21 protein-coding genes are annotated in these 25,580 nt (G+C 72.9%); 9 read left to right on the forward strand and 12 right to left on the reverse strand.

Going from position 1 to position 25,580, the window contains the following annotated elements:
* Positions 1-94 precede the first annotated feature (94 nt).
* From ABZZ17_RS31310 to ABZZ17_RS31340, 7 genes are all read right to left on the reverse strand, one after another.
* On the reverse strand, positions 95-1,300 hold the full coding sequence (locus ABZZ17_RS31310; protein WP_267720682.1) for an acyl-CoA dehydrogenase family protein: 1,206 nt from the start codon (positions 1,298-1,300) through the stop codon (positions 95-97).
* 2 nt (positions 1,301-1,302) lie between these two features.
* Positions 1,303-1,815, reverse strand: coding sequence for a MaoC family dehydratase (locus ABZZ17_RS31315; protein ID WP_073909130.1), 513 nt, complete (start codon positions 1,813-1,815; stop codon positions 1,303-1,305).
* 4 nt (positions 1,816-1,819) lie between these two features.
* Complete coding sequence (locus ABZZ17_RS31320) at positions 1,820-2,794, reverse strand: CoA ester lyase (protein WP_356881052.1); 975 nt, start codon at positions 2,792-2,794, stop codon at positions 1,820-1,822.
* The gene (locus tag ABZZ17_RS31325) at positions 2,791-4,851 is read right to left on the reverse strand and encodes a protein meaA (protein ID WP_356881054.1); all 2,061 of its coding nucleotides are present in this window, start codon (positions 4,849-4,851) and stop codon (positions 2,791-2,793) included. The genes ABZZ17_RS31320 and ABZZ17_RS31325 overlap by 4 nt, the downstream gene beginning before the upstream one ends.
* Positions 4,852-4,883: 32 nt before the next feature.
* Positions 4,884-6,221, reverse strand: a complete 1,338-nt coding sequence (ccrA, locus tag ABZZ17_RS31330) for a crotonyl-CoA carboxylase/reductase (protein ID WP_356881056.1) — start codon at positions 6,219-6,221, stop codon at positions 4,884-4,886.
* A 411-nt stretch (positions 6,222-6,632) separates the two neighbouring features.
* Positions 6,633-7,445: a TetR family transcriptional regulator gene (locus ABZZ17_RS31335; protein ID WP_356881058.1), complete on the reverse strand. Its 813-nt coding sequence runs from the start codon at positions 7,443-7,445 to the stop codon at positions 6,633-6,635.
* A 163-nt stretch (positions 7,446-7,608) separates the two neighbouring features.
* Positions 7,609-9,411 (reverse strand): 3-hydroxybutyryl-CoA dehydrogenase, encoded by a 1,803-nt coding sequence (locus tag ABZZ17_RS31340; RefSeq protein WP_356881060.1) that lies wholly within the window; start codon positions 9,409-9,411, stop codon positions 7,609-7,611.
* Between the two features lie 380 nt (positions 9,412-9,791).
* On the opposite strand from ABZZ17_RS31340, the gene ABZZ17_RS31345 reads away from it, so the two are divergent.
* Positions 9,792-10,361: an adenylosuccinate lyase gene (locus ABZZ17_RS31345; RefSeq protein ID WP_356881062.1), complete on the forward strand. Its 570-nt coding sequence runs from the start codon at positions 9,792-9,794 to the stop codon at positions 10,359-10,361.
* Positions 10,362-10,422: 61 nt separating this feature from the next.
* Here ABZZ17_RS31345 and ABZZ17_RS31350 read toward each other — a convergent pair whose 3' ends face one another.
* The 3 genes from ABZZ17_RS31350 to ABZZ17_RS31360 all read right to left on the reverse strand — a co-directional run bounded on the left by ABZZ17_RS31350 (position 10,423) and on the right by ABZZ17_RS31360 (position 13,661).
* A complete protein-coding gene (locus ABZZ17_RS31350; RefSeq protein ID WP_356881064.1) occupies positions 10,423-10,848 on the reverse strand; it encodes a RidA family protein in 426 nt (141 codons plus the stop codon).
* A 25-nt stretch (positions 10,849-10,873) separates the two neighbouring features.
* Entirely contained in the window at positions 10,874-12,472 is a 1,599-nt protein-coding gene (locus tag ABZZ17_RS31355; protein ID WP_356881066.1) for an alpha/beta hydrolase, read from the reverse strand.
* 112 nt (positions 12,473-12,584) lie between these two features.
* Positions 12,585-13,661, reverse strand: a complete 1,077-nt coding sequence (locus ABZZ17_RS31360) for an Rv2578c family radical SAM protein (RefSeq protein ID WP_356881068.1) — start codon at positions 13,659-13,661, stop codon at positions 12,585-12,587.
* Positions 13,662-13,835: 174 nt separating this feature from the next.
* Here ABZZ17_RS31360 and ABZZ17_RS31365 point away from each other — a divergent pair, with 174 nt between their 5' ends.
* From ABZZ17_RS31365 to ABZZ17_RS31380, 4 genes are all read left to right on the forward strand, one after another.
* Positions 13,836-14,279 (forward strand): SRPBCC family protein, encoded by a 444-nt coding sequence (locus ABZZ17_RS31365; RefSeq protein ID WP_356881070.1) that lies wholly within the window; start codon positions 13,836-13,838, stop codon positions 14,277-14,279.
* Positions 14,280-14,541: 262 nt separating this feature from the next.
* A complete protein-coding gene (locus tag ABZZ17_RS31370) occupies positions 14,542-15,375 on the forward strand; it encodes a M55 family metallopeptidase (protein ID WP_356881072.1) in 834 nt (277 codons plus the stop codon).
* A complete protein-coding gene (locus ABZZ17_RS31375) occupies positions 15,368-16,720 on the forward strand; it encodes a M20/M25/M40 family metallo-hydrolase (RefSeq protein WP_356881074.1) in 1,353 nt (450 codons plus the stop codon). The genes ABZZ17_RS31370 and ABZZ17_RS31375 overlap by 8 nt, the downstream gene beginning before the upstream one ends.
* A complete protein-coding gene (locus tag ABZZ17_RS31380) occupies positions 16,717-18,750 on the forward strand; it encodes a prolyl oligopeptidase family serine peptidase (protein WP_356881076.1) in 2,034 nt (677 codons plus the stop codon). The genes ABZZ17_RS31375 and ABZZ17_RS31380 overlap by 4 nt, the downstream gene beginning before the upstream one ends.
* Before the next feature lie 69 nt (positions 18,751-18,819).
* On the opposite strand, the gene ABZZ17_RS31385 is transcribed toward ABZZ17_RS31380, so the two are convergent.
* Positions 18,820-19,542, reverse strand: coding sequence for a hypothetical protein (locus ABZZ17_RS31385; protein ID WP_356881078.1), 723 nt, complete (start codon positions 19,540-19,542; stop codon positions 18,820-18,822).
* Positions 19,543-19,577: 35 nt separating this feature from the next.
* On the opposite strand from ABZZ17_RS31385, the gene ABZZ17_RS31390 reads away from it, so the two are divergent.
* From ABZZ17_RS31390 to ABZZ17_RS31400, 3 genes are all read left to right on the forward strand, one after another.
* Positions 19,578-20,156, forward strand: coding sequence for a GNAT family protein (locus ABZZ17_RS31390; RefSeq protein ID WP_356881080.1), 579 nt, complete (start codon positions 19,578-19,580; stop codon positions 20,154-20,156).
* 4 nt (positions 20,157-20,160) lie between these two features.
* Positions 20,161-21,060 (forward strand): arginase family protein, encoded by a 900-nt coding sequence (locus ABZZ17_RS31395; protein ID WP_356881082.1) that lies wholly within the window; start codon positions 20,161-20,163, stop codon positions 21,058-21,060.
* 64 nt (positions 21,061-21,124) lie between these two features.
* Positions 21,125-23,122: a DUF5107 domain-containing protein gene (locus ABZZ17_RS31400; RefSeq protein ID WP_356881084.1), complete on the forward strand. Its 1,998-nt coding sequence runs from the start codon at positions 21,125-21,127 to the stop codon at positions 23,120-23,122.
* Here ABZZ17_RS31400 and ABZZ17_RS31405 read toward each other — a convergent pair.
* Positions 23,119-24,018 carry a LysR family transcriptional regulator gene (locus tag ABZZ17_RS31405; protein WP_356881086.1) on the reverse strand — a complete coding sequence of 300 codons (900 nt, stop codon included), beginning with the start codon at positions 24,016-24,018 and terminating at the stop codon, positions 23,119-23,121. The genes ABZZ17_RS31400 and ABZZ17_RS31405 overlap by 4 nt on opposite strands.
* 110 nt (positions 24,019-24,128) lie before the next feature.
* Here ABZZ17_RS31405 and ABZZ17_RS31410 point away from each other — a divergent pair, with 110 nt between their 5' ends.
* A complete protein-coding gene (locus ABZZ17_RS31410) occupies positions 24,129-25,502 on the forward strand; it encodes an MFS transporter (RefSeq protein ID WP_356881088.1) in 1,374 nt (457 codons plus the stop codon).
* Positions 25,503-25,580: the final 78 nt, after the last annotated feature.

The raw sequence follows: 25,580 nt of genomic DNA on the forward strand, positions 1-25,580 counted from the left end.
GGCAAGCCAGAAGCCGAGTCGATGGCCGCCGTCCAGTCACTGGCTGTGATCCCGTCGCGAAGGATCGTTGGATGATCCGCCGCAAAAGGGACTTTCAGCCCTGGAGCCGGTACTCCTCGAGCAGGCGTCGCCCGATGATCATTTTCTGGATCTCGGCGGTACCTTCACCGATCAGCAGCATCGGAGCCTCCCGGTAGAGGCGCTCGATCTCGTACTCCTTCGAGAACCCGTAGCCGCCATGGATACGGAAGGCGTCCTCGACGACCTCCTTGCAGTATTCGGAGGCGAGGTACTTCGCCATCCCTGCTTCGAGGTCGTTTCGTTCCCCGGAGTCCTTTTTGCGTGCTGCATTGACCATCATCGCATGGGCGGCTTCGACCTTGGTAGCCATCTCGGCCAGCTTGAACTGGATGGCCTGGTGCTCAGCGATCGCCTTGCCGAAAGTGTGACGTTGCTGGGCATAGGAGACACCCAGCTCGAACGCACGCTGTGCGACGCCACAGCCACGTGCCGCCACGTTCACCCGGCCGACCTCGACGCCGTCCATCATTTGGTAAAATCCTCGGCCGGTCTGGCCTCCGAGCACACGATTGGCCGGAATGCGCAGTCCGTCCATGATGAGCTCGGTCGTGTCGACGCCCTTGTAGCCCATCTTGTCGATCTTGCCGGGGATGGTCAGGCCCGGACGGACCTCACCGAAGCCCGGCTCCTTCTCGACGAGGAACGTGGTCATCGACTTGTGGGGGGCCGTGCCCTCGGGGTGTCCTTCGTCACTTCGGACCAGAACGGCCACCAGCGTCGAGGTCCCGCCGTTCGTCAGCCACATCTTCTGGCCGTTCAGGACGTACTCGTCGCCGTCCTTCACCGCCTTGGACGTGATGGCCGACACATCGGAGCCCAGGGCCGGCTCGGACATCGAGAACGCGCCGCGCACCTCGCCCAGCGCCATCCGGGGCAGGAAGTGGTCCTTCTGCTCCTGGGTGCCGTGCTGCTTGAGCATGTACGCCACGATGAAGTGGGTGTTGATGATGCCCGAGACGGACATCCAGCCCCGCGCTATCTCCTCCACGCACAGCGCGTAGGTGAGGAGCGACTCACCCAGGCCGCCGTACTCCTCCGGGATCATCAGGCCGAAGAGGCCGAGCTCCTTGAGGCCGTCGACGATGTCCTGCGGGTACTCGTCGCGGTGCTCCAGCTGGGTCGCGACCGGGATGATCTCCTTGTCGACGAACTCCCGGACGGTCTTCAGGATCTCCCGCTGGACGTCCGTCAGCCCGGCGGTCTGGGCGAGTCGGGCCATGGCTACTTCCCCTGTTCCTTCAGCGTGGGGCGGCCGGGCTGCTCGCCGCCGCGCTCCTTGATGTACGTCTCGGTCGGGACCATCACCTTGCGCCGGAAGACGCAGACGAGGGTGCCGTCCTGCTTGTAGCCCTTGGTCTCCACGTAGACGATGCCGCGGTCGTCCTTCGACTTCGACGGGGTCTTGTCGAGGACCGTGGTCTCGCCGTAGAGCGTGTCGCCGTGGAAGGTCGGCGCCACGTGCCGCAGCGACTCGATCTCCAGGTTGGCGATGGCCTTCCCGGAGACGTCCGGCACGGACATGCCCAGCAGCAGCGAGTAGATGTAGTTGCCCACCACCACGTTCTTGCCGAAGTCCGTGGTGTTCTCGGCGTAGTTGCTGTCCATGTGGAGCGGGTGGTGGTTCATGGTCAGCAGACAGAAGAGGTGGTCGTCGTACTCCGTGACCGTCTTCCCGGGCCAGTGCTTGTAGACCGCCCCGACCTCGAACTCTTCGTACGTGCGTCCGAACTGCATGGCCCTACGCCTCCGGGATCTCGAACTTGCTGGTGCGCTGCATGCCGGCCGCGCGGCCCTTGCCCGCGATGACCAGCGCCATCTTGCGGCTCGCCTCGTCGATCATCTCGTCGCCGAGCATCGCGGAGCCCTTCTTGCCGCCGGCCTCGGAGGTGCACCAGTCGTACGCGTCGAGGATCAGCTCGGCGTGGTCGTAGTCCTCCTGCGAGGGGGAGAAGACCTCGTTGGCGGCGTCGACCTGACCGGGGTGCAGCACCCACTTGCCGTCGAAGCCGAGGGCCGCGGCGCGCCCGGCCACCTCGCGGTAGCCGTCCACGTTCTTGATCTGGAGGAAGGGGCCGTCGATCGCCTGGAGGTCGTGCGTACGGGCCGCCATCAGGATGCGCATCAGGATGTAGTGGTAGGCGTCGGCGCCGTAACCGGGCGGCTGCATGCCCACGACCAGGGACTTCATGTTGATCGAGGCCATGAAGTCGGCCGGGCCGAAGATGATGGTCTCCAGGCGCGGGGAGGCGCCCGCGATGGCGTCGACGTTCACCAGGCCCTTGGCGTTCTCGATCTGCGCCTCGATGCCGATCTTGCCGACCTCGAAGCCCATGGTCTTCTCGATCTGGGTGAGCAGGAAGTCGAGCGCCACGATCTGCTGGGCGTCCTGGACCTTCGGGAGCATGATGCAGTCGAGGTTCTGGCCGGCGCCCTCGACGACCGTGATGACGTCGCGGTAGGTCCAGTGGGTGGTCCAGTCGTTGACGCGCACGACGCGGGTCTTGCCGGTCCAGTCGCCGTTGTTCAGCGCGTCCACGATGGTGTGGCGGGCGCCTTCCTTGGCGAGCGGGGCGCAGGCGTCCTCCAGGTCCAGGAAGACCTGGTCGGCGGGCAGGCCCTGGGCCTTCTCCAGGAAGCGCGGGTTCGAACCCGGCACCGCGAGGCAGGAGCGGCGCGGCCGCAGCCGGTTCACCGGGGAAGAGGGCGTGGTCATGCGGGGACCTCCGTGCTTTCGAGAGAGCTGAGCTTGTTGGCCTTGCGGATCTCGTCGACGATACGGCCGATGATCTCCGTGATGCCGAAGTCCTTCGGCGTGAACACGGCGGCGACGCCGGCCGCCTTCAGTGTCACCGCGTCGGCATTCGGAATGATGCCGCCCACGATGACGGGGATGTCGCCCGCCCCCGCCAGACGCAGCCGTTCCAGCACGTCGGGGACGAGCGCGCAGTGCGAACCGGACAGGATGGACAGTCCCACGCAGTGCACGTCCTCGGCCAGCGCCGCGGAGGAGATCTCCTCGGGCGTCAGCCGGATGCCCTGGTAGACCACCTCGAAGCCCGCGTCACGGGCCCGGACGGCGATCTGCTCGGCGCCGTTGGAGTGGCCGTCCAGACCGGGCTTGCCGACCAGCAGCCGCAGCCGGCCGGAGCCCAGCTCCTCGGCCGTACGGGCGACCTTCTCGCGGACGAGGGCCATCGGCGTGCCCTCCTCGGCGGTGACCGCGACCGGGGCCGAGGACACGCCCGTCGGGGCGCGGAACTCGCCGAACACCTCGCGCAGGGCGCTCGCCCACTCGCCGGTGGTGACACCGGCCCGGGCGCACTCCAGGGTGGCTTCCATCAGGTTCTCGGTGCCCGCCGCGGCCTCCTTGAGGCGGTCCAGGGCCTGCCGGGTGGTCGGGAAGACGAACGGGTCGCCGTTGCCCTGCCGCTCCGAGGACTCCTCCCGCTCGGCCCGCCAGCGCACGATCCGCTCGACCGTCAGCGCCTCCACCGCGCCGTCGACCGTCATGATGGCGCCGTCCAGGTCGGCGGTGAGCGGGTTCTCCTCCGTCTGCTGGAAGCAGTTCACGCCGACGATCTTGTCCTCGCCGGCCTCGATCCGGGCCCGCCGCTCGGCGTGCGAGGAGACCAGCTGTGACTTCAGGTAGCCGGACTCGACGGCGGCCATCGCGCCGCCCATCTCCTGGATCCGGTCGATCTCGGCCAGGCACTCGGTCACCAGGGACTCGACCTTGGCCTCGATGACGTGCGAGCCCGCGAAGATGTCCTCGTACTCCAGCAGGTCGCTCTCGTGCGCCAGGACCTGCTGGATGCGCAGCGACCACTGCTGGTCCCAGGGCCGGGGCAGGCCCAGCGCCTCGTTCCAGGCGGGAAGCTGCACGGCGCGGGCGCGGGCGTCCTTGGAGAGGGTGACGGCCAGCATCTCCAGCACGATGCGCTGGACGTTGTTCTCGGGCTGTGCCTCGGTCAGGCCCAGGGAGTTGACCTGGACGCCGTAGCGGAAGCGCCGCTGCTTCTCGTTCTCGATGCCGTAGCGCTCGCGGGTGACCTTGTCCCAGATGCGGCCGAAGGCGCGCATCTTGCACATCTCCTCGATGAAGCGGACGCCCGCGTTCACGAAGAAGGAGATCCGGGCGACCACTTCGCCGAAGCGCTCCTCGGGCACCTGCCCGGAGTCGCGCACCGAGTCCAGGACGGCGATCGCGGTGGACATCGCGTACGAGATCTCCTGGACCGGGGTGGCCCCGGCCTCCTGGAGGTGGTACGAGCAGATGTTGATCGGGTTCCACTTGGGGATGTGGTTGACCGTGTACGCGATCATGTCCGTCGTCAGGCGGAGCGAGGGCCCGGGCGGGAAGACGTGCGTCCCGCGCGAGAGGTACTCCTTGACGATGTCGTTCTGGGTGGTGCCCTGGAGCAGGGAGACGTCCGCCCCCTGCTCCTCGGCGGCCACCTGGTAGAGCGCCAGCAGCCACATCGCGGTGGCGTTGATCGTCATCGAGGTGTTCATCTGCTCCAGGGGTATGTCCTGGAACAGCCGCCGCATGTCACCCAGATGGGAGACGGGGACCCCGACCCGGCCCACCTCGCCGCGGGCGAGGATGTGGTCGGGGTCGTAGCCCGTCTGGGTCGGCAGGTCGAAGGCGACCGACAGGCCGGTCTGGCCCTTGGCGAGGTTGCGGCGGTACAGCTCGTTGGACGCCTCGGCCGTGGAGTGGCCGGCGTACGTCCGCATGAGCCACGGACGGTCCTTCTGGCGCTCTGTCATCTCAGGCGATCCTTATTGGCCCTTGAGCCGACTCAGATGTTGCGGAAGCGGTTGATGGCTTCGAGGTGGGTGGCGCGGAGCTCGTGGTCGCGGACACCCAGGCCCTCCTCGGGGGCCAGGGCGAGGACGCCGACCTTGCCCTGGTGGAGGTTGCGGTGGACGTCGTAGGCGGCCTGGCCCGTCTCCTCCAGGGAGTAGACCTTGGAGAGGGTGGGGTGGATCTTGCCCTTGGCGATGAGGCGGTTGGCCTCCCACGCCTCGCGGTAGTTCGCGAAGTGCGAGCCGATGATGCGCTTGAGCGACATCCACAGGTAGCGGTTGTCGTACTCGTGCATGTAGCCCGAGGTCGAGGCGCAGGTGGTGATGGTGCCGCCCTTGCGGGTGACGTAGACGCTCGCGCCGAAGGTCTCGCGGCCGGGGTGCTCGAAGACGATGTCGATGTCCTCGCCGCCGGTCAGCTCGCGGATGCGCTTGCCGAAGCGCTTCCACTCCTTCGGGTCCTGGGTGTGCTCGTCCTTCCAGAACTTGTAGCCCTCGGCGTTGCGGTCGATGACCGCGGTGGCGCCCATCGCCCGGCAGATGTCCGCCTTCTCGGGGCTGGAGACCACGCAGATCGGGTTGGCTCCGCCGGCCAGCGCGAACTGGGTGGCGTAGCTGCCGAGGCCGCCGCTCGCGCCCCAGATCAGGACGTTGTCGCCCTGCTTCATGCCGGCGCCGTTGCGGGAGACCAGCTGGCGGTAGGCGGTGGAGTTGACCAGGCCGGGGGAGGCGGCCTCCTCCCAGCTGAGGTGGTCCGGCTTGGGCATCAGCTGGTTCGACTTGACCAGTGCGATCTCCGCGAGGCCGCCGAAGTTGGTCTCGAAGCCCCAGATGCGCTGCTCGGGGTCGAGCATCGTGTCGTTGTGGCCGTCGGAGGACTCCAGCTCGACCGAGAGGCAGTGCGCGACGACCTCGTCGCCCGGGTGCCAGGCGTTGACGCCGGGGCCGGTGCGCAGGACGACGCCCGCCAGGTCGGAGCCGATGACGTGGTACGGGAGGTCGTGGCGCTTGGAGAGCTCCGACAGGCGTCCGTAGCGCTCCAGGAAGCTGAAGGTGGAGACCGGCTCGAAGATCGAGGTCCAGACCGAGTTGTAGTTGACCGAGGAGGCCATGACGGCCACCAGGGCCTCGCCCGGGCCCAGTTCGGGAACCGGGACCTGGTCCAGGTGCAGGGACTTGCGCGGGTCCTTCTCGCGGGTCGTGAGCCCCGCGAACATCTCCGTCTCGTCCTTGTGCACGGTGATCGCGCGGTAGGAGTCGGGCAGCGGCAGCGCCGCGAAGTCTGCGGCGGTGGCGGACTGCGACTGAATCGCGTCCAGGATGTCCTTCACGGTATTGCCTCCGGCGAGCGCTGGTGAGGGTGCGCTGAGGGATACGCGGTGCGCGTGTGCGTGTGGTGTGGGTGGTGCGTGTGCCGTCGGTCCGGCGATGCGGTGGTGCTGGACCGCCCGTGGTGAGGCGGCCGGGGCCTGGTGACGCAGGCATCCGGGGCGCGTTCCGTGCCGAGTGGGCGTGGGCCGCGGGGACATCCGGACGAGATTCAACGTATGGCACCCCGTGTCACTCAGCAAGGCACCGCGTGCCAAAACTTTCTCTCATTTGCCGATTGACCTGCGCAGATGAGCGATGATCGATCAGAGTTACCCGCGAGTAGGGGCAAGTTGGACATACGAAAGCGGCCGCCCCCGGAACCGGGAGCGGCCGCTGTGACGAGCGTCGCCTACTGGTGCTTCCGCACGTGCCTACTTGTTCTTCAGGGCCTCTTCGATGGTCCGCATGACCTCGTCCAGCGGAGCGTCGGTCCGGGCCACCGCGACCAGCACCTGCCCCTCGGTGCGCACCGCCGCCCGCGCCGGGGCCGGCGCGTCCGCGGTGCGGCCCGCTCCGATCCCGGAGCCGAAGGTCTTGCGCACGATCGAGAAGGCGTGGTCCAGCTGCGCCTCCACGTCGCCCTGCCCGCCGGCCCGCAGCCAGCGCCGCAGCACGTGGTTGTGCGCGGTCACGACGGCCGAGGCCGCGACCTCGGCCAGCAGCGGGTCGTCGTTGCCGTCGTGGTGGTCCTGCTCGTCGAAGTGGGCCAGCAGGTAGCGCGTGAACAGCCGCTCGTAGCGGGCCACCGAGGCGATCTCCCGCTCGCGCAGCGCCGGTACCTCGCGGGTCAGCCGGTAGCGCTCCACCGACACCGCGGGGGACGCGGCGTACATCTTCATGACTTCCTTGATCCCCCGGCACACCGTGTCGAGCGGGTGCTCGTGCGCCGGGGCCACGTCCAGGACCGCCTCGGCGCGGGTCAGGGTGTCGTCGTGGTCCGGGAAGATCGCCTCTTCCTTGGAGCGGAAGTGCCGGAAGAACGTCCGGCGGGCCACCCCGGCGGTCGCGGCGATCTCGTCGACCGTCGTGGCCTCGTACCCCTTGGTCGCGAACAGCTCCATGGCCGCCGTGGCGAGCTCCCGGCGCATTTTGAGCCGCTGGGCTGCCGCCCGGGTGCCGGCCGCGCTCTCCGGGGCGTCGGAGGCGGAGGTGGCGCGGGGTGAGGTCTTGGCGGGCTGGGACATAGAGCGAAAGTACTTCATTCGCGCAGGGGAGCGCGCCTGCGGGGGGTGGGAGGGGGAGGGATGCGGGGGAGGGCCCGCACTGGGCTCGGGAGGGTATGTCCGCCGTGAGGGTCCGGCGGACCCGAGCAGCCCTCCCCACGCATCCTGCTCAGGGCCCGGCCGGTTACCGGCGGGCGTACTCACGGAATCCGCGGCCGGTCTTCCGGCCCAGGCAGCCCGCCGCCACCAGGTGCTCCAGCAGCGGGGACGGCGCCAGGCCCGGATCGCGGAACTCCTGGTGGAGGACCTTCTCGATGGCGAGCGACACGTCCAGGCCGACCACGTCGAGGAGCTCGAAGGGCCCCATCGGGTAGCCGCCGCCCAGCTTCATCGCGGCGTCGATCTCGTCGATCCCCGCGTAGTGCTGCTCGACCATCTTGATCGCGTTGTTGAGGTACGGGAACAGCAGGGCGTTCACGATGAAGCCCGCCCGGTCCCCGCAGTCCACGGGGTGCTTGCGCACCTTGGTGCAGACCTCGCGGACGGTGGCGTGCACGTCGTCGGCCGTCAGGACCGTCCGGACCACCTCGACCAGCTTCATCGCGGGAGCCGGGTTGAAGAAGTGCATCCCGATCACGTCCTGGGGTCGCGACGTCGCACGCGCCACGGCGATGACCGGGAGCGAGGAGGTCGTGGTGGCCAGCACCGCGCCCGGCTTGCAGACCTTGTCGAGGCCCGCGAACAGCTCCTGCTTGACCGCGAGGTCCTCGGCCACGGCCTCCACGGCCAGGTCCACCTCGGCGAAGGCGTCCAGCGAACCGGCCGGGGTGATCCGCTCCAGGGTCTGCGCGGCGCCCTCCTCGGTCAGTCGGCCCTTGGACACCGCACGGCCCAGGGACTTCCCGATCGCGGCCTTGGCGGCCTCCGCCTTCTCCTGGCTGCGGGCCGCCAGCACCACGTCGTAGCCGGCCTGCGCGAAGACCTGGGCGATGCCGCCGGCCATGGTCCCCGAACCGGCCACGCCGACCGAGGAGACCGGCCGGCCCGCGCCGAGCAGCGACCCGTCCGGCGGGGTCTGGAGGTCACGCACGATCACCGGGCTGCCCGGAGCCTCGTACGTGTAGAAGCCGCGGCCCGCCTTCTGCCCGGTCAGGCCGGCTTCGGCGAGGTGGCCGAGGATGGGGGCCGGGGCGTGCAGCCGGTCGCCGGAGGAGGCGTACATGGCCTCCAGCACGGTCCGCGCGGTGTCCACGCCGACCAGGTCGAGCAGGGCGAGCGGCCCCATCGGCAGCCCGCATCCGAGCCGCATCGCCGCGTCGATGTCCTCGCGGGAGGCGTACTTGGCCTCGAACATGGCGGCGGCCTGGTTGAGGTAGCCGAAGAGCAGGCCGTCGGCGACGAATCCGGGCCGGTCCCCGACCGCCACGGGCTCCTTGCCGAGCTCGCGGGCCAGTTCGGTGACCGCCTCGACGGCCGGCGGCGCGGTGAGCACGCAGGAGACGATCTCGACGAGCTTCATCGCGGGCGCCGGGTTGAAGAAGTGCAGGCCCAGCACGCGCTCCGGGTGCAGGGACTCGGCGGCGAGCCGGGTCACCGACAGGGCGTTGGTGCCGGTGGCCAGGACCGCGTCGGGCCGCACGATCGCGTCGAGCTCGCAGAACAGCCGGTGCTTGAGCTCGTAGTCCTCCGGGACGACCTCGATGACGAGGTCGGCGTCGGCGGCCGCGGCGAGGTCGGTGAAGGTGCGGAACCGGGCGAGGACGCCCTCGCGCTCCTGCTCGGTGATCCGCTCCCGGGTGACGGAGCGGGCCGTGGCGGAGGCGAGGGAGGCGGTGGCCCGGCGGGCGGCGGCCTCGCTGACGTCGATGCCGATGACCTCGCGGCCGGCCCGGGCGAGGACCTCGGCGATACCGGTGCCCATGGTGCCGAGGCCGACGACGGCGATGGTCTGGAGGGTGGACTGACTGGACGTGGACGGACGGTCCATCGCGGGACTCCAGTGGAAGAGGGTGACGACTGAGGGTGCCGACGCGCGCTGCACGGCGCGCGCGGATTCCGTACGGAGGAACCGTGCGGGAGGGGCCCGGAGGGAAGCGCCCGGAGAGAGGGAGGGCGCGGCGGGCGGGAACGGCGTGGCCCTGTCCCGGGGCCGCGCCGTGCGTGAAAGGTCGAACCGACTGGCACGGGGCGGCTGCGTCACCAGGCCGTTCCCGTACGTGTGGAAGTGACTGTAACCCGCCGGTAACTGGTCCGCCAGAGTGCGGAGATGTGACCTGTACCGCCCAAATGTACCGATCATCGATCATCGATCAACGAGGTCCGCGGAACCCGCGGTGCGCGGCTCCCCGCCCCCCTAGGGTGGGCCGGGTGAACGACGTGCTGGAGCGCCTGCGGGCCGAGTCGACCGGATCACCCGAGTACGAGGAACTGCTCGCGGCGGGCCCCGACGCCCTGGCCGCCTCCCTGACTTCGGCGGGCCTGCCCCTGTGGGCCCGCGAACTGGCCGCCTACCGGCTGGGACTGGCCGGCGACCGGCGCGCCTTCGAGCCGCTCGTGCTGCTGCTCAACCACCGGGACCCGCCCCGCTGCGAGGCCGCCGCCCGGGCCCTCGCCGTACTGGGGGACCCCCGTACCGCCCGCGCGGCGGCCGCGCTGGCGACCAACTCCCTGCGCACCGCCTACGCCCTGCACCCCGTGCGCCTGCTGGCCGCGCTGCGGGCGCCCGAGTCGGCCCCGGCCCTGATCGCCACCCTGTCCCGGCTGCTCGCGCCGCACGACCCCTACTGGCGGGTGGCGCTGGCCTGCGTGGAGGGGCTGGGTGCGCTCGCCGACGGCCGGGCCCGGGACGTGCTGGTCCGCGCCCAGTCCCACCCCCGGCTGGCGGTGGCGGCGACCGATGCCCTGGGCCGGCTGATGGCCGGACACCCGGACGCCTGAACGCCCGGGCCGCCACCGGGGGCGGCGGCCCTGACGGAGCCCTCCCGCCCCGCCGCCGGGTTCAGTCCCTGACGGGGACGATCGCGAACGCCTCGACCTCCAGCAGGAGTTCCGGCCGGAACAGGGCCGCGACCTGCACCGCCGAGGAGGCCGGCAGCCGGTCCGCGGCGATCACCTCGTCGCGGGCCGCCCGTACGGCCGGCAGGTGGGCCACGTCCGTGACGAAGTAGGTCAGCTTCACCACGTCCTCGAAGCCCGCCCCGGCCGCCGCCAGGCAGCGCCGCAGGTTCTCGAAGACCTGCCGGGCCTGGGCGGCGGCGTCGCCCTCGCCGACCACCTCGCCCTTCTCGTCGAAGGCGCACTGCCCGGAGACCGCCACGAACCGCCCGGTTCCCCAGACGACGTGGCTGTATCCGGTGCCGGGGCTCACGCCCTCCGGAGCGGCGATGCGGGTGAGGTGGTCGCGGTCGTGCGTCGGTGTGCTCATGGCGATGATCTTGCCCCGGAGGGCGTCAGCGGCGGAAGCCCAGCAGTCCGTGCAGGGCGGCTCCGCCCGCGGACGGCGGGACGGCACGGGTCGCGGCGGCCGGAGTCGGGTCCGCCGGGGCCGGGCAGGACGCGTCGGCGGCCGCCCCCGTCCTCAGGTACGCGGCGAGCTTCTCGTCCAGGCACTTGTTGCCGCTGAGGGCGATGCCGTGGTTGCCGCCGCCCTCCTCCACCACCAGCGCCGCGCCCTTCAGCTTCTCCCGCATGCTCACCGCGCCGCCGAAGGGGGTCGCCGCGTCCTCCGTCGCCTGGAACAGCAGCGCGGGCGGCAGCTCGGAGTTGGTGACGTCGGGGGCCCGCAGCGGCTCCGTCGGCCAGAACGCGCAGGGCGCGTTGTACCAGGCGTTGTTCCAGGTCATGAAGGGCGCCTTCGCGTGCGTGCTCCACATGTCGGCGCGCCAGGCGTTCCAGTCCTTCGGCCAGGCCGAGTCCCGGCACTGCACCGCCGTGTACACGCTGTAGCCGTTGCCCGCCGACGGCTCCACCGCGCCGAGCCGCTCGTACGCCGCCACCAGCGGCTTCGGGTCCTCCTTCAGCACGTACGCCGCGAAGGCCTGGGCGAGGTACGGCCAGTAGCCGTTGTAGTAGCCGCCCGGCATGTAGGTGTCCTCCAGCTCGGCCGGGCCCACCTTCCCGCCCGCCGGGGTCCCGCGCAGGGCGTCCCGCATCCCGTACCAGAGCCTCTCGACCCGCGCCGGGTCGGTGCCCAGCCCGTACGTGGCGTCGTACTTCGCGACCCAGGCCAGGAAGGCCTTGTGGCGGGCGTCGAAGGCCTGGTCCTGGGCGAGGTTGTCCTCGTACCAGACCCCGGCCGGGTCGACCACGGAGTCCAGGACGAGCCGGTGCACCCGGTCCGGGTGGAGGCGCGCGTACACCGCGCCGAGGTAGGTCCCGTACGAGTAGCCGAAGTAGCTGAGCCGCTGCGCGCCCAGGGCCGTGCGCAGCACCTCCAGGTCGCGGGCGGCGGAGACGGTGCCCACGTGCGGGAGCACGTCCGCGTGCTTGGCGCGGCAGGACTCGGCGAAGGCGCGGACCCGCTCCAGGTTGGCGCGCTCGGTCGCCGGGTCGAGCGGAACGGAGTCCGGCCGTACCGGGCTGAAGTGGCCCGCGGCGCAGTCCAGGGCGGGCTCGCTCTTGCCCACGCCCCGGGGGTCGAAGCCGATCACGTCGTACTGGGCGGCGACGTCCTTGGGCAGGGCGGAGGCGACGAACCCGGCCAGGGCGCGGCCGCTGCCGCCGGGGCCGCCGGGGTTCACCAGCAGCGGGCCCTGGGAGGTGGCCGCGGTGTGCGGCACCCGGGTCAGCGCCAGGGAGATCTGCCGCCCGGCGGGCCGGTCGTGGTCGAGGGGGACCGGGAGGGAGGCGCACTGCAGCGTCGGGTGGCGGGGGGTCGCGCAGCCGGTCCAGCGCAGCGCCGCACTGCCGGGCGCGGCGGCGGCCGGGGCGGCGGGGTCCGCGGGGGCCGCCGTGACGGGGCTCGTCAGGACGGCGGCGACGGCGGAGATCGACAGCAGGACGGCGGCGCGCTTCTTCGCGGCGGTGCGCTTCTTCGAGGGGTGGAGCATGGGGCCTCCCAGCCGAGGGTTCTGGGCGGAATCGTCCCGGAAACCCGGCCCGGAAAGCGGGATTGGGCCGTCCATTGGCCCGAAGTGATGAGCCTTCGGGGTCAGGCGCCGGTCACAGCAGGGTGAGCTGCGTCGGCGCGGCCGCCGCGGGCCCGGCCGCCCCCGCGGCCGGTTCCCCGGCCGGGCCGGCCCGGCGGAAGGACGGGCGGCCGTTCGGGCCGATGCCGAATTCGGCCGCCAGCCGGTGGACTTGACGGGTGATCTGGCGCTGGTACCAGGTCGGTGCGTACGAGCCGCCCGCGTACATCCGTTCGTACCGTTCGACCAGGTGGGGGTGGTGCTCGCCCAGCCAGGCCGTGAACCACTCGCGCGCCCCGGGCCGCAGATGGAGTACCAGGGGTGTCACGGACGTGGCCCCGGACTCCGCGACGGCCCGGACGGTCTCCCGCAGCTGCTCCGGGGAGTCGCCGAGGAAGGGGATCACCGGGGCCATGAGCACCCCGCACTCGATGCCCGCGTCGGTCAGGGCCCGTACGGCGTGCAGGCGCGCGCCGGGGGAGGGCGTGCCGGGCTCCACGGTCCGCCACAGGCCGGGGTCGGTGAAGCCGACGGAGACGGATATCCCGACGTCGGTGACCTCGGCCGCCTCCCGGAGCAGCGGGAGGTCGCGCAGGATCAGCGTGCCCTTGGTGAGGATGGAGAAGGGGTTCGCGTGGTCCCGCAGCGCCTCGATGATCCCCGGCATCAGCCGGTAGCGGCCCTCCGCGCGCTGGTAGCAGTCGACGTTGGTGCCCATCGCGATGTGCGCGCCGGTCCACCGCCGCGAGCCGAGTTCGCGGCGCAGCAGCTCGGGGGCGTTGGTCTTGACGACGATCTGCGAGTCGAAGCCGAGGCCGGTGTCGAGGTCGAGGTAGGCGTGGGTCCTGCGGGCGAAGCAGTAGACGCAGGCGTGGCTGCAGCCGCGGTACGGGTTGACCGTCCATTCGAACGGCATGCGCGAGGCGCCGGGCACCTTGTTGACGATCGACCGGGCCCGGACCTCGTGGAAGGTGATCCCCCGGAACTCGGGGGTGTCGACGGTGCGGGTCACGACGGCGTCCGCGCCGAAGAGCGCGGCGGGGCCGGTGGCCCGCGCGCCCCCGGTCCCGTCGGTGTCGTCGGCGTGGTCGGTCAGGCTGTCCCAGCGCATCGGCGCCTCCCTCGGTAGCTCTGGACCCGAGAATAGAACAAGTGTTCCCATGATCGTGCGGACCGGCGGGTCCGGCCCGCCCGAGCGGTGAGCGGGCGGAGCGGATTTGGGCGGCCGGGCCGGAGGTGGTTGGCTTCGCCGTGACGAGCGATCACAACTGCTGGAGGAACAGGTATGGCGCAGGTCGAGGCCACCACGGAGCGGATCATCGGGGCCGACGCGGAGACCGTGTTCGACGCGCTGGCGGACTACAGCGGCACCCGCGGCAAGATGCTCCCCGAGCACTTCAGCGAGTACGAGGTCCGCGAGGGCGGCGACGGCGAGGGCACCCTGGTCCACTGGAAGCTCCAGGCCACCAGCAAGCGCGTACGGGACTGCCTGCTGGAGGTCACCGAGCCCACGGACGGCCAGCTGGTGGAGAAGGACCGCAACTCCTCCATGGTCACCACCTGGACCGTCACCCCGGCCGGCGAGGGCAAGTCCAAGGTCGTCGTCAGCACCGTCTGGAACGGCGCCGGCGGCATCGGCGGCTTCTTCGAGCGCACCTTCGCCCCCAAGGGACTCGGCCGCATCTACGACACCCTCCTGGACAACCTGGCCCGGGAAGTAGAGGGCTGAGCAAGGCCGTTGCCCCCGCCGCCCCGCGCCCGCGCGTGCGGCGGCTCACCGGTTCGGGTGGAATTCCGGCGGCCCGCCAGCCGCCGGAACCCCGCCGCGGTCCGCCCGGAACCCGAACGCCGGAACCCGCCGCCGGCCCCGTCCGCGAGGCGCCCCCGACCGGCCGCCGGGACCCGCGGTGCGCCGCGCGGGCCGTTCCACGGCGAACGCCCGGACACCCCCTAGGCTGGGCCTCCTGCGACCCGACCCACCGGGGGGCCCGATGAAGATCCTCATCTCCGCCGACATGGAGGGCGCCACCGGCGTCACCTGGCCCGAGGACGTCCTGCCCGGCACGTCCCCGTGGGAACGCTGCCGCGCCCTGTTCACCTCCGACGTGAACGCCGCCGTGCTCGGCTTCTACGACGGCGGCGCCGACCGGGTCCTCGTCAACGAGGCCCACTGGACGATGCGCAACCTGCTGCTGGAGAAGCTCGACGCCCGCGCCGAACTCCTCACCGGCCGCCACAAGACCCTCTCCATGGTCGAGGGCGTCCAGCACGGCGACGTCGACGGCATCGCCTTCGTCGGCTACCACACCGGCGCCGGAACCGAGGGCGTCCTCGCCCACACCTACCTCGCCAACTCCATCACCGGGGTCTGGCTGAACGGTCTGCGCGCCAGCGAGGGTCTGCTCAACGCCCACGTCGTCGCCGAGTACGGGGTCCCCGTCGTCCTCGTCACCGGCGACGACCTGACCTGCCGCGACGCCGCCGGCTACGCCCCGGACGCGCGCACGGTCGCCGTGAAGGACCACGTGTCGCGCTACGCGGCCGTGTGCCGCACCCCCGCCCGCACCGCCGCCGACATCCGGGCCGCCGCCACCGGGGCCGCGAAGCTCGCCGTCCGGCACGAGCCGGTGCGCGGCGGCCCCTTCACGGTCGAGGTCGAGTTCGACGCGACGCACCTGTCACTGGCCGCCACCGTGGTTCCCGGCGTCGAACGTTCGGGCGAACGCCGGATCGCGTACACCAGCGGGACCATGTACGAGGGGATCCGGACCTTCAAGGCGGTCACGACGGTCGTCTCGGCGGCCGTGGAGGAGCAGTATGGCTGACATGCACCCGGTGACGGAGGACAGCACAGCACTGGACGGAACGGCGTTCGACGAGGTGGTCGAGTTCACCTCCGCGCTGATCCGGATGGACACCAGCAACCGCGGCGGCGGTGACTGCCGGGAGCGGCCCGCCGCCGAGTACGTCGCCGAGCGGCTGGCCGGAGCCGGGCTGGAGCCCGTCCTGCTGGAACGCACCCCCGGCCGCACCAACGTGGTGGCCCGCATCGCCGGCACCGACCCGACCGCCGACGCGCTCCTCGTCCACGGCCACCTCGACGTGGTCCCCGCCGAGGCCGCCGACTGGACCGTGGACCCCTTCTCCGGCGAGGTCAGGGACGGGGTGGTCTGGGGCCGGGGCGCCGTCGACATGAAGAACACCGACGCGATGGTGCTGGCCCTCGTACGGGCCTGGGCGCGCGCGGGCGTCCGGCCGCGCCGGGACGTCGTGATCGCCTTCACCGCAGACGAGGAGGACAGCGCCGTCGACGGGTCCGGCTTCCTCGCCGACCACCACCCGCACCTCTTCGAGGGCTGTACGGAGGGCCTCGGCGAATCCGGTGCCTTCACGGTGCACACCGGACGCGGCGGCCCCCTCTACCCCGTCGCCGCCGGTGAACGCGGCACCGCCTGGCTGAAACTCACCGCCCACGGCACCACCGGGCACGGCTCCAAACCGAACCGGGCCAACGCCGTCAGCCGCCTCGCCGCCGCCGTCGCCCGGATCGGCGCGTACGACTGGCCGGTCCGGCTCACCGACACCGTCGTCGCCTGCATCACCGAACTCGCCGCCCGGCAGGGCCTGTCGGTCGACCCGCGCGCCCCCGACTTCGACCTCGACGCGGTCCTGCCCAAGCTCGGCCCGGCCGCCGCCCTCGTGGAAGCCACCGTCCGCAACAGCACCAACCCGACCATGATGAACGCCGGTTACAAACTGAACGTCATCCCCGGCCACGCCACGGCCTACGTCGACGGCCGGATGCTGCCCGGCGGGGAAGCGGAGTTCACCGCCACCCTCCACGCGCTCACCGGCCCCGACGTGCACTGGGAGTTCCACCACCGGGAGGTCGCCCTCGAAGCCCCCGTGGACGGGCGCACCTTCGCCGTCCTGCGCGAGAGCGTCGAGCACTTCGACCCCGACGGCCACGTCGTCCCCTTCTGCATGGCCGGCGGCACCGACGCCAAACAGTTCTCCCGGCTCGGCATCACCGGCTACGGCTACTCCCCGCTCAAGCTGCCCCCGGGCTTCGACTACTGGTCCCTCTTCCACGGCGTCGACGAACGGGTCCCGGTCGACGCCCTGCACTTCGGCGTCCGCGTCCTCGACCGCGCCCTGCGCGCCCTGTGAACGGCGACCCGGGGACCGCGGCCCCCGGCCCGGACCGGCCCTACGGCAGCTGGCCCTCCCCGATCGACGCCGCGCTCGCCGCCTCCCACGACGGCCGCCCCGAGTACCTGGGCACGGTGGGCGCCGAGGTGTGGTGGACCGAGCCCCGCCCCCGGGAGGGCGGCCGCCGCACCCTCGTGCGCCGGCCCGCCGACGGGCGCGCCGCGCGTTCCGTACTGCCCGCCCCGTGGAACGTGCGCAGCCGCCTCACCGAGTACGGGGGCCTGCCCTGGGCGGGCGCCGAACGGCCCGCCGGGGGCCCGCTCGTGGTGTTCGTCCACCACGCCGACCAGCGGATGTACGCGTACGAACCCGACGCGCCCGGCAGCCCCGGACCCCGCCCCCTGACCCCGCTCTCCCAGGTCGGCGGCGGCCTGCGCTGGGCCGACCCGGTGCTGCGCGGCACCGAGGTGTGGTGCGTGCTGGAGGAGTTCACCGGCCCCGGACCGGGCGACGTGCGCCGGGTGACCGCCGCCGTACCGCTGGACGGATCGGCCGCCGAGGACCGGAGCGCCGTACGGGAGCTCACCGACGACCGGCACCGCTTCCGGACCGGGCCCCGGCTGTCCCCCGACGGACGGAGCGCGGCCTGGCTGGTCTGGGACCACCCCCGGATGCCCTGGGACGGCACCGAACTCCAGCTGGCCGACGTCACCCCGGAGGGCACCCTCACCGCCCCCCGCACCGTCCTCGGCGGGCCCGCCGAAGCGGTGGCCCAGGTGGCGTGGGCGGCCGACGGGACCCTGCTCGCGGTCAGCGACCGCAGCGGCTGGTGGAACCCGTACCGCGTCGACACCGGGGGCGGCGGGGCGGTCAACCTGTGCCCCCGGGAGGAGGAGTTCGGCGGGGCGCTGTGGAAGCCGGGGCTGAGCTGGCTGGCCCCGCTGTCCGGATCCCGGGCCGAGGGCTCCGGGGGCGGGCTCCTCGCCGTCCTGCACGGCCGGGGCGCCGCGGTCCTCGGCGTCCTCGACCCGGACAGCGGCGACCTCGTCGACGCCGCCGGGCCCTGGACGGCCTGGCAGCCGACCCTGGCCGTCGTCGGCACCCGCGTCTACGGGGTCGCGGCGAGCCCGCGCAGCGCCTACGAGGTCGTCGAACTGGACACCGCGACGGGCCACGCCCGCGTCGTCGGGGCCCGCGCAGCCGACCCGGTGGACCCCGCCCACTATCCGGAGCCGCAGAGCAGGACCTTCCCCGGCCCGGGCGGCCGGGACATCCACGCCCACGTCTACCCGCCGCACCACCCCGCCGTACGGGCCCCGGCCGCCGAACCGCCCCCGTACGTGGTGTGGGCGCACGGCGGCCCCACCGACCACGTGCCGCCCGTACTGGACCTCCACATCGCCTACTTCACCTCGCGCGGCATCGGCGTCGTGGAGGTCAACTACGGCGGGTCCACCGGATACGGCCGCGCCTACCGCGAGCGGCTGCGCGAACAGTGGGGGGTGGTCGACGTCGAGGACTGCGCGGCCGTCGCCCGCGCCCTGGCCGCCGAGGGAACCGCCGACCCCGGCCGGCTCGCCATCCGCGGCGGCAGCGCCGGCGGCTGGACCGCGGCCGCCTCCCTGGCCGCCACCGACCTCTACGCCTGCGCGGCGATCAGCTACCCGGTACTGGACCTGCGGGGCTTCGCCGCCGAGACCCACGACCTGGAATCGCACTACACCGACGGGCTGGCCGGACCGCCGCAGACCCTGGCGCTGCGCTGCCGCGAACGCTCCCCGGTGTCCCGCGCCGACCGGATCACCGCCCCGTTCCTGCTGCTCCAGGGCCTGGACGACCCGGTCTGCCCGCCCGCCCAGGCCGAACGGCTGCTCGCCGCGCTGCGCGGGCGGGGAGTGCCCCACGCGTACGTCACCTTCGAGGGCGAGGGCCACGGCTTCCGGCGCGCGGAGACCATGGCCGCGGCCCTGGAGGCCGAACTGTCCCTGTACGTGCAGGTCTTCGGGATCGACCGGGACGACGTCCCCCGTCTGGCCCTGCACGGCTGACCCCCGGGGTGTGCGGGGCCTGCCCGGCCCGCCGCCGCAAGCGGTGGCGCCGGGCACCGCGGCGGCCGCTCAGGCCGTGTGCAGCCAGACCCGGAGCGGTCCGACCGGGGCGAATCCGGCGCGGACGGCGGCGTCGAGGTCCTCGCCGTGTTCGTAGCCCACGAGGGGCAGCGCCGGCCACAGCCCGGAGGCCGTGGTGACCGCGGCCGCCCACGCGGAGTCCGTGCCGGCCGCGTCCGGGGCGAACAGGTTGGACACCCCGGCCACCCCGCCGCCCGTACTGAGCACGGCTCCGGCGACGATCCGGCCCCCGGAGCGGCCCGCCAGGAAGACGACGTCCGGGGACAGCAGCCCGGGCCGGAACAGACCGGACGCCTCCTCCCCGGCCCATGCGGCCTCCCAGTCCGCCAGTTCCCCGGGGCCGGAGACCCGCGACCACCGCGGGCCGGCGCCGCCGCTGCCGACGGGCGCGGGTCCCGCCGGGCGGTGGATCCACTGCGCCTCGAACAGGACCTCGAAGCCGGCCGGGCCCAGATCGAGCGAGGCGAAGCTGTCCTTCACCGAACAGCCGGGCGAGCCGGTGTCGATCCCGCCGAGCACACCGGCGACCGGGGCGGACGGGGTCAGGGACACCGCGTCGGGGTACAGGGGCGGGGTGCGTACGGCGGTGGTCCAGGCGTCCGGACCGAACACCCCGGCCGCCCCGTGCGTCCGGCAGACCGCGTCGCACCAGTCGGCGTTGTTGCGCGCGGCCGCGCGAAGGAGGTCCGGAGGGTTCTGAGTGGTGATCACAACCAGGATGCTGTCACGCCCCCTAGCCTGGGACGATGGAATATCCGTCCTACACAGTCCAGGGCGCGCGGGTGGGTCTGCGGCCCTTCCGGCAGTCCGACGGGCCCGAGTTCGCGGCCCGCGCGCACGAGAGCCGCGACCTCCACCGGCCGTGGCTGTTCCCGCCCGTCACCGTCGAGGAGTACGAGCCCTACGTGGCCCGCCTCGCGGGGGACGCGGGCCGCGCCGGGTTCCTCGTCTGCGAACTCGCCACGGGGGCCATCGCCGGTTTCGTCAACGTCAACAACATCGTCCACGGCGCCTTCCGGTGCGGCGCCCTCGGCTACGGGGCCTTCGCCCACGCCGCCGGGCGCGGGCTGATGGGCGAGGCCCTCGCCCTGGTCACCGCCCACGCGTTCGCCCCGGCGGACGGCGGCGGTCTCGGCCTGCACCGCCTGGAGGCGAACGTCCAGCCGGGCAACACGGCCTCCCTCGCTCTGGTGCGCGGCCGCGGCTTCCGGCTGGAGGGGTTCTCCCCGGACTTCCTCTACGTCGACGGCGCCTGGCGCGACCACGAGCGCTGGGCCCTGACCGCCGAAATGCCCGCCCCGGAGGGAGCCGATCGCCCAGGATGAGGCCATGAGAACCCTCGTGCTCCTCGACGCCCCGTCCAACCTCGGCCTGCGGCCGCCCGCGCCCGGCACCGTACCCGGCGTGTACAAACTGGCCGGCGCCCTGCGCGAACAGGGACTGCTGCACCGGCTCGGCGCCCGCGAGGGCGGGGTCGTCGTCCCGCCCCGCTACGACCGGGGCGACTGGCGGGAGGGCGACGGCGTCTTCCACGCCGCCGCCCTCGCCCGGTACACCGTGACCCTCGCCGACCGGATCGAGAAGCACCTGCGGGCCGGGGAGTTCCCCGTGGTCCTCGGCGGGGACTGCTCGATCCAGCTCGGCGCCGCGCTCGCCATGCGCCGCATCGGCCGCTACGGACTCGCCGCGATCGACGGCTCCGCCGACTTCCGCCACCCCGGCAACGAGGCCGTCAACGGACCCGTCGGCGCCGCCGCCGGCGAGGAACTCGCCCTGGCCACCGGGCGCGGCCAGAGCGACCTGACCGGCCTGGAGGGACTCGGGCCGTACCTGCGCGACGAGGACGTACGCCTCTTCGGGCTCCGTGACGGCGACGCGGACCTCCCCGAACTGCGCGGCGCCGGGATCACCACCGCCACCGTCGGGGACATCCGCGCCCACGGCGCCGGAACGGTCGCCCGGGCCGCGCTGGAGGGCCTGCACCCGCCGGCGACGGCCGGCTTCTGGATCCACCTGGACGCCGACGTCCTGGACCCGTCCGTCATGCCCGCCGTGGACAGCCAGGAGCCCGGCGGACTCCGTCCCGGGGAACTCGCCGCACTGCTGGCCGTGCTGGTCGGGTCGCCGCGCTGCGTCGGGCTCAACGTCACCGTCTACGACCCGGACCTGGATCCGGACGGGAGTGCGGGCGCCCTCCTCGCCGACCTGGTCGCGGACGCCTTTGCGTAATCCTGACCGGTGGTGATCCGCGGAACCCCTGTGCACCGGCCGCGGTGGCGTGTTCCATTCCTTCATGGCCACCACCGTCCGACGTGCCCTGCTGACCCTTCCCGCAGCCCCGTTGGGTCCCGACAACCCCCTGCCCGCCCTGCGCGCACCCGACGGGGTGCACGCGCTGGACGAGCGCGCGCGTCACGGGCTGCCGCGCGACATGGCCCGCCAGATCGGGTACGAGCCGCTGCGCTCGCTGCTGCCCGTCCCGATCCGTGACGGGTACGGACGCGAGCGCGCGGAGCGGGAGTTCGACGCGGTCGTCATCGAGAACGGCCTGCTGCGCGTCACCGTGCTGCCCGCGCTCGGCGGGCGGATCCACTCCCTCGTCCACCTGCCGACCGGCCGCGAACTGCTCTACCGCAACCCGGTGTTCCAGCCCGCCAACTTCGCCCTCAACGGCGCCTGGTTCGCCGGCGGCATCGAATGGAACATCGGCGCCACCGGACACACCGCCCTGTCCTGCGCCCCGTTGCACGCCGCGCTCGTTCCCGCGCCCGACGGGGGCGTGATGGTACGGCTGTGGGAGTGGGAGCGGCTGCGCGACCTGCCGTTCCAGGTGGACCTGTGGCTGCCCGCCGACTCGGAGTTCCTCCACGTCGGCGTCCGCGTCCGCAACCCGCACGAGCGGCCCGCGCCCGTGTACTGGTGGTCCAACACCGCCGTCCCGGAAGGCCCGGGCACCCGCGTCCTCGCCCCCGCCGACGAGGCCTGGCACTTCGGGTACGAGCGCTCCCTGCGCCGGATCCCCGTCCCCGAATGGGAGGGCGGGGACCGCACCTACCCGACGCGCAGCACCTACCCGGCGGACTTCTTCTACGAGGTCCGCGACGCCGACGCGGGCCGGCCCTGGATCGCCTCCCTCGACGCCGACGGGCACGGCCTCGTACAGGCCTCCACGGCCCGGCTGCGCGGCCGCAAGCTGTTCGTGTGGGGCGCCGGCGCGGGCGGCCGCCGCTGGCAGGAATGGCTGACCGAGCCCGGCACCGGCGGCTACGCCGAGATCCAGGCCGGGCTGGCCCGGACCCAGCTGGAGCACGTACGCCTCGAACCCGGAGCCGAGTTCAGCTGGCTGGAGGCGTACGGGCCGCTGAGCGCCGACCCCGCGCGGGTGCACGGCCCCGCCTGGGCCGACGCCCGGGGCGCGGCCACCGAAGCCCTCGACGCCGTCCTGCCCGCCGAGGCGCTCGACACCGCGCACAAGGCCTGGCGGGGCTGCGCCGACACCGCGCCGGGGGAGCGGCTGGCCACCGGCTCCGGCTGGGGCGCGCTGGAGGTGCTGTGCGGGGGCTTCGACCTGCCGGGCACCCCCTTCGAGGAATCCACCCTCGGCCCGGCCCAGGAACCCTGGCTGACGCTGTGGCGCACCGGGGTCCTGCCCGCGCCGCGCAAGGCGGCCCCGCCCGGCGAGGCCCTGGTCGCCGCGCACTGGCGGGACATGCTGGAGACGGCCCCCGCCGACCCGCTGACCGAGTACCACCTGGGCGTGGCCCAGTGGCACGCCGGCGACACCGCCCAGGCCGTACGGAGCTGGGAGCGCGGCCTGTCCCTGGCCCCCTCCCGCTGGCCCCTGCTGCGCTGCCTCGCGGTGGCCGACGCGCTGGCCGGCGACCCGGCCCGGGCCGCCGACCGGTACGCCGAGGCCTTCGCGGACCTCGCCGAGGAGAGCCGCGGCGGCGAGCACTGGACCGCCGCCGAATCCGCGCTGGGCCGGGAGGCGATGACCGCACTGCTCGCCGCGGGCCGGCCCGCCGCCGCACGGGAGGTGTGGGAGCGGCTCCGGCCGGCATCGCGCGAGCAGGGCCGGTTCCGGCTGCTCGCCGCCCGGCTGCTGGCCGCCGAGGGACACGTGGGCGCGGCCCGGCGGCTCTTCGAGGACGGCTTCGAACTCGCCGACCTCCGCGAGGGGGAGGAGGTCCTGTCCGAGGTCTGGGCGGCCCTCTCGGACGCCGCGCTGCCGCCCGCGTACGACTTCCGCATGCGCCCGCCCGGCGGACGGGACGCCGACGGCACTCACTAGCCCAGTTCCTCCCGGACCACCTCGGCCACCAGGCCGCGCAGCCAGGTGTGGGCGGGGTCGGCGGCGTACCGGGGGTGCCAGGCGAGGGAGAGTTCCAGGGCCGGCAGGTCGAGCGGGATCGGGAAGGTGGCCAGGCCGAAACGGCGGGCCGTCGCCGAGTGGACGCGGTCGCCGAGGATGCCGACGAGGTCGGTGTCGAGCAGGGCCAGCAGGGCCGAGGCGAACGTCGGGTAGACGGCCACGACCCGGCGCGTACGGCCCTGTCCGGCCAGGGCCGTGTCGATCGGTCCGGCGAACCGGCCCCGGCGCGAGTAGTTGAGGTGGTCGGCGGCGGCGAACCTGGCGACGGTGACGGCGTCGTCCAGCAGGGGGTGGCCGGCGCGGGCCACGCCCACGAAGCGGTCCGTCAGGAGCGGTTCGATCCGGGTCTCCGGACTCGGGTCGGCGATGTTGCCGAGTTCCAGGTCGGCCAGGCCCTCGCGGAGGTACCGCACGTCCTGTGGGCCCTCGCCGAGGAACCGCAGGGACACGCCCGGAGCCTCGGCCCGGACGCGGGTCAGCAGCGGCGCGCCGAGCCGGACGACCAGGGACTCGTCCGCCTGGACGGTGAAGACCCGCTCCAGCCCGGCCGGGTCGATCTCCCCGGCCGGGGTGAGGACGGCGCGGGCGCGGGAGACCAGCTCGTGGACCTCGGCCCGGACGGCCAGTGCGCGCGGGGTGGGCACCATGACCCGACCGGAACGGACCAGCACCGGATCGCCGAGGGCGCGCCGGATCCGGGCGAGGGTCCGGCTCATCGCCGGGGACGACAGGTTGAGCCGGTCGGCGGCGCCGCCGACGCTGCCCTCTTCGAGCAGGGCGTCCAGGGCGATCAGCAGGTTCAGGTCCCATTGCATGCGGTGCACTTATCTCTTCGCAAGGTTGCATTTGAAGGCAAGTCCGGTGCGAGCCTACCGTGGCAGCACGGCCGGCCCCGTCACTCTCCCTCGGACGAAAGATCCCTGAAATGACCCTGGTTGAAGAGCGCCGCGCGCCGCGTCCCGTCGGCCGCCGCGCCGTGTACGCGGTGATGGCCGCGTGTTCCGTGCTGGTGGTGTCCCTCGTGGCGGCGGTCAACCTCGCGATCCCGAAGCTGGCGGCGAGCCCGCTCGATCCGTCCGCCGGGCAGATGCTGTGGATCGTCGACACGTACGTGCTGGTGTTCGGCTGCCTGCTGATACCCGCGGGCGCGGTCGGCGACCGCTACGGACGCAAGGGCGCCCTGCTGACGGGCCTGGCCCTGGTCGCCGCCGGCGCCCTGCTGTCCGCGGCGGCCCCGGGCGTCGCCGTCCTGATCGCCGGCCGGGCCGTCACCGGCGCGGGGGCGGCCCTCGTGATGCCGGCCACCCTGTCGCTGATGCTGGAGGTGACGGAACCCTCCGGACGCCCCGAGGCCGTCGCCGTCTGGACGGCCGCGACCGGCATCGCCGGCGTCGTCGGGAACATCGGGGGCGGCCTCGTCCTCCAGTACCTGCCGTGGCAGGCCCTGTTCCTCGCCGTCGCACCGTCGGCCGTCGTACTGGGCCTGCTGGCGGCCCGCTTCGCTCCGCGAGGCGAGCGCCGCCCCGCCACCCTGGACGCCGTCGGCTCGGCCCTGCTCGTCGCGGCCGTCGGCACCCTCCTCCACGGCATCATCGAGGGCCCCTCGTCGGGCTGGACCTCCTTGCAGGTGCTGGGCGCGCTCGCCCTGTCGGCCGTCCTGCTGGCGCTGTTCGCGGTGCGCTCCCTGCGTACGGCCCATCCGCTGATCGACCCGCGCGTCTTCCGCAGCCGCAGGCTGCGCGCCGGTTCCCTCGGCGTCGGCGTCGCGTTCTTCGGGCTGTTCTCCCTCTTCTACGTCAACGCCCAGTACCTCCAGTACGCCAAGGGGTACTCGCCGCTGCTCGCCGGCTGCGCCATCGCCCCCCTCGCCCTCGGCATGATGATCGCCTCCCGCCGCAGCATCGCCCTGGCCGCCCGGTTCGGCGACGCGGTCGTCGCCGTGGGCCTCGCCGGGATCGTCACGGGGCTGTTCCTGATCTCCTTCGCCACCGCCTCGACGCCCTATCCGCTCTACGCCCTCTTCCTCGTGGTCCTCTCCGTGGGCATGGGCCTGAGCGTCCCCGTCCTGTCCGCCGCGGTGATGACCTCCCTGCCGCAGGACCGGGCCGGGCTGGGCTCGGGCCTGAACGGCGCCACCCGGGAGATCGGCAGTGCCCTGGGCGTCGCCGTCCTGGGCACGGCCCTGTCCGCCCACGGCTCGCAGGACTTCTCCGGTGCGATGTCCTTCGGCCTGCGCGTCGTCGCCGCCCTGGTGCTCGCGGCGTCCGTCCTGGTCCTGTCCTGGTGGCGCCGCCGGTAGGGCCGCCCTCTCGGCGCCCTTTACTGCTAGTGCCGTGGCCGGGAAGGTCCACCGGGTCGCGACGCCCGGCACGGCACC

Source organism: Streptomyces sp. NPDC006512, from assembly GCF_040611935.1.
Taxonomy (GTDB): domain Bacteria; phylum Actinomycetota; class Actinomycetes; order Streptomycetales; family Streptomycetaceae; genus Streptomyces.

Excerpts from the sequence above, each read along its gene's own strand:
- ABZZ17_RS31310 (WP_267720682.1), bottom strand. The coding sequence starts at position 1,300 with ATGGCCCGACTCGCCCAGACCGCCGGGCTGACGGACGTCCAGCGGGAG.
- ABZZ17_RS31315 (WP_073909130.1), bottom strand. The coding sequence starts at position 1,815 with ATGCAGTTCGGACGCACGTACGAAGAGTTCGAGGTCGGGGCGGTCTAC.
- ABZZ17_RS31320 (WP_356881052.1), bottom strand. The coding sequence starts at position 2,794 with ATGACCACGCCCTCTTCCCCGGTGAACCGGCTGCGGCCGCGCCGCTCC.
- ABZZ17_RS31325 (WP_356881054.1), bottom strand. The coding sequence starts at position 4,851 with ATGACAGAGCGCCAGAAGGACCGTCCGTGGCTCATGCGGACGTACGCC.
- ABZZ17_RS31335 (WP_356881058.1), bottom strand. The coding sequence starts at position 7,445 with ATGTCCCAGCCCGCCAAGACCTCACCCCGCGCCACCTCCGCCTCCGAC.
- ABZZ17_RS31340 (WP_356881060.1), bottom strand. The coding sequence starts at position 9,411 with ATGGACCGTCCGTCCACGTCCAGTCAGTCCACCCTCCAGACCATCGCC.
- ABZZ17_RS31350 (WP_356881064.1), bottom strand. The coding sequence starts at position 10,848 with ATGAGCACACCGACGCACGACCGCGACCACCTCACCCGCATCGCCGCT.
- ABZZ17_RS31355 (WP_356881066.1), bottom strand. The coding sequence starts at position 12,472 with ATGCTCCACCCCTCGAAGAAGCGCACCGCCGCGAAGAAGCGCGCCGCC.
- ABZZ17_RS31360 (WP_356881068.1), bottom strand. The coding sequence starts at position 13,661 with ATGCGCTGGGACAGCCTGACCGACCACGCCGACGACACCGACGGGACC.
- ABZZ17_RS31365 (WP_356881070.1), top strand. The coding sequence starts at position 13,836 with ATGGCGCAGGTCGAGGCCACCACGGAGCGGATCATCGGGGCCGACGCG.
- ABZZ17_RS31370 (WP_356881072.1), top strand. The coding sequence starts at position 14,542 with ATGAAGATCCTCATCTCCGCCGACATGGAGGGCGCCACCGGCGTCACC.
- ABZZ17_RS31375 (WP_356881074.1), top strand. The coding sequence starts at position 15,368 with ATGGCTGACATGCACCCGGTGACGGAGGACAGCACAGCACTGGACGGA.
- ABZZ17_RS31390 (WP_356881080.1), top strand. The coding sequence starts at position 19,578 with ATGGAATATCCGTCCTACACAGTCCAGGGCGCGCGGGTGGGTCTGCGG.
- ABZZ17_RS31395 (WP_356881082.1), top strand. The coding sequence starts at position 20,161 with ATGAGAACCCTCGTGCTCCTCGACGCCCCGTCCAACCTCGGCCTGCGG.
- ABZZ17_RS31400 (WP_356881084.1), top strand. The coding sequence starts at position 21,125 with ATGGCCACCACCGTCCGACGTGCCCTGCTGACCCTTCCCGCAGCCCCG.
- ABZZ17_RS31405 (WP_356881086.1), bottom strand. The coding sequence starts at position 24,018 with ATGCAATGGGACCTGAACCTGCTGATCGCCCTGGACGCCCTGCTCGAA.
- ABZZ17_RS31410 (WP_356881088.1), top strand. The coding sequence starts at position 24,129 with ATGACCCTGGTTGAAGAGCGCCGCGCGCCGCGTCCCGTCGGCCGCCGC.